A 2,503-nucleotide genomic window follows, 5' to 3' on the forward strand; every position below is an offset into this window, starting at 1 on the left:
CGGGCCGGCGCAACATCGTCGTCACGCGCAAGGCCGGCTGGCGGGCGGAGGGCTGTGAAACCGCAGCGTCACTCGAAGCCGCGCTGGCGGCCGCAGGCACGGCGGAGGACGAAGTGTTCGTCATCGGCGGCGCGCAGCTCTACGCCGCGGCGCTGCCACTAACACAACGCCTCTATCTCACCGAGATCCGTGCCGACTTCCGCGGGGATGCGCGTTTTCCTGGCTTTGATCGCAGGGCGTGGAAGGAAGTCTCGCGTGAAATGCGCCTCGGCGAGACAGGACTGCGATTTGATTTCGTTGTCTACGAGCGGGCCGAAACCGATTCCTCATGAAGGAGGGTTCCGTTCTGCTGTTACAATATACGCCTGAGTGTGCGTCTTGCCGCAACCATTCCGAAACGCAGCCAAATGCCGGCCGTAACCAGCCAGGAGACAAAAAAGGGATAACGATCGAGCAGGAATTTACGATAGAAGCGCAGCATGCCTCGGTGTTTGTGCCATTCGACGCTGATCGGCCGGGCCGCGCTGCTCACGCCTTTGAAGTGCGTAATCTCCGCCTTTGGAACGAAGAGTACCCGGAAGCCCTTACGCCGGAATCGCACGCACCAGTCCACGTCCTCGCAATGCAAGAAATAGCCATCGTCAAGATGACCTACTATTTCCATGGCGCTGCGCCGCACGAACATGAAAGCGCCTGAAATGGCCTCCACTTCTATGGTGTTGGGGGGCAAGGGCTCCGAAGCCATATCGACTGGCGAGTATCGTTTAATCCTTCTGAAAAACCCGTCCAAGCCAAAAGCACGGCCGAACCCAGACCAGAGATCCGGGATGCGCCTGCGACAACCCGCCTGCTCGCTCCCATCCGGATTGCGGATGACGCATCCGGCGATGCCGGATTCGGGATGCCGCTCCATGACGGCACACATTTTCGCCACGGTATCGGGTCGAATCAGGCAGTCCGGGTTCAGGAAAAGGCAATATTCTCCAATCACGCTCGGCAACGCCGCATTGCACGCGCCGGCAAAGCCAAGATTGCTCCCATTTTCAACGATGACCAGTCTGCTGTCATCTCCCAAAGCGTCTCGCAATGACGCAATACTGCCATCCGTGGAGCCGTTGTCGGAAACGACGAGCCGAATGGGAACCGTCGAATCCAGGACGGAACGTACACAATCGATGAGAAGCGCGCCGCCATTGTAATTGACGCAGATTACGGTCACGGCAGCCGCTTGTTCTGCGACGGCAGGAAGAGGTAAGGGCGATCCCGATTTCCGCGAAAACCGGATACCGTCCGGATTTCGCTGCCTGGAAACGACCGCCAAGTTGGTCATGTCTTATTGCGTGAAAGTGTTCTTCGATTTCGCCCGGGGATAGAGCGAATGCCGGAGGTTCCCTTGCAATTGAGACTGTCCGGCATGGCCTGCCCTGAGCAATTAATTTTTATTATTATATATGCATTAATCTGAAAAAGCACCGTTCTGCCCGCGCCGCTCCGTCTAGCGCACAACGCAAGCAGCTGGTCCGCCCTCCGTGAAGCCGGGCGGCGGAGTAAAAGGAATGCCAGGGTTCTGCGGCAATATCTGTGGCGGCGTCGTCAGGCTGCCCATGAATCCATACTGGCCAGCTTGAAAAGCCTGGAAGCCTGCCTCGTTGAAGGCGACGACGATACCATCGAATACGACGAGATAAACGCCGGGCGGCAACCCGCTATCCGCACCGGGCGCAATGTCATCGACTCCATAGTATGTGCCACGGATACCAATCGTTGCCGTCGCCGTATTGAGGCGATAGGCGTCCTGTCGCCCGGCGCGCTTGCCGACCAAGCCGGTTAGCGCCCTCAATCCCCCCTTGATCAGGCTGAAAACCAGATTGTCCTTTTCCGGCGCCTTGTCTTCGAAAGTATAGCTTTCCACCCTGATCTGCGTGTTCGGCTTGAGCGTCAGCGAGCCGCCGTCGGTAAAGCGTACCTGGGCATAGCTATCCTTTTCCGTAGTCAAGACGTCCCCCGGCTCGACTTTGGAATCGCGACCGAGGACTTTCGTCGTACCATCCGCCTTGCGTACGGATAGCGTGCCGGACAATTGCGTAACCGTACCACCTGCATATCCCAGTGAAGCGCTTGCAGCCAGGAGGACCGCAAGAAGAAGACGTAAAGGGAGGTTTGGAAGTATTTTCATCGCCATTTTCCTAAGGCCGGCATTCCGGGAGATCCTTCAGGCTGCGAATTTCCTGTGGCAATCCGTCAGTGCCCTTATTCAAGTCCTCGCTTTCCTTTTTGCGCTTTTGCTTTTCCTGCTCGTCGTCCTGCGGCGGGCCGGATCCGGAGTCGACCTCGCGCGTCAATTGCGCGATCACGATTTCGGTAGTACTTGGCGGCAGCACCACCTCGCAGCCCGGCGTCGAAGGCGCCGCGGTGCAGGTGGCCAGGCTCGGCAACACCGCCGAACAGCCCGGCGTCGAGGGCGCCGCGGTGCAGGTGGCAAGACTCGGCAACACCGCCGAAC

The 2,503-nt window shown here is 58.6% G+C and carries 4 protein-coding genes; 1 reads left to right on the top strand and 3 read right to left on the bottom strand.

All coding sequences use genetic code 11. From position 1 onward, the window contains the following. Positions 1 to 332, top strand: a 332-nt coding sequence (locus tag HRF49_10730; protein ID MEP0815121.1) for a dihydrofolate reductase, incomplete at its 5' end; no start/stop codon positions are given. A gap of 20 nt (positions 333 to 352) precedes the next feature. Here HRF49_10730 and HRF49_10735 read toward each other — a convergent pair. The 3 genes from HRF49_10735 to HRF49_10745 all read right to left on the bottom strand — a co-directional run. After that, positions 353 to 1,330, bottom strand: a complete 978-nt coding sequence (locus HRF49_10735) for a glycosyltransferase family 2 protein (GenBank protein ID MEP0815122.1) — start codon at positions 1,328 to 1,330, stop codon at positions 353 to 355. A gap of 165 nt (positions 1,331 to 1,495) precedes the next feature. Continuing rightward, a complete protein-coding gene (locus HRF49_10740) occupies positions 1,496 to 2,176 on the bottom strand; it encodes a FecR domain-containing protein (GenBank protein ID MEP0815123.1) in 681 nt (226 codons plus the stop codon). Between the two features lie 10 nt (positions 2,177 to 2,186). After that, a partial coding sequence (locus HRF49_10745; GenBank protein ID MEP0815124.1) for a hypothetical protein occupies positions 2,187 to 2,503 on the bottom strand: 317 nt, incomplete at its 5' end.

Source organism: bacterium (assembly GCA_039961635.1).
Classification (GTDB): domain Bacteria; phylum 4484-113; class 4484-113; order JAGGVC01; family JAGGVC01; genus JABRWB01.

Coding starts and splice junctions, on each gene's coding strand:
- HRF49_10735 (MEP0815122.1), bottom strand. CDS start 1,330: ATGACCAACTTGGCGGTCGTTTCCAGGCAGCGAAATCCGGACGGTATC.
- HRF49_10740 (MEP0815123.1), bottom strand. CDS start 2,176: ATGAAAATACTTCCAAACCTCCCTTTACGTCTTCTTCTTGCGGTCCTC.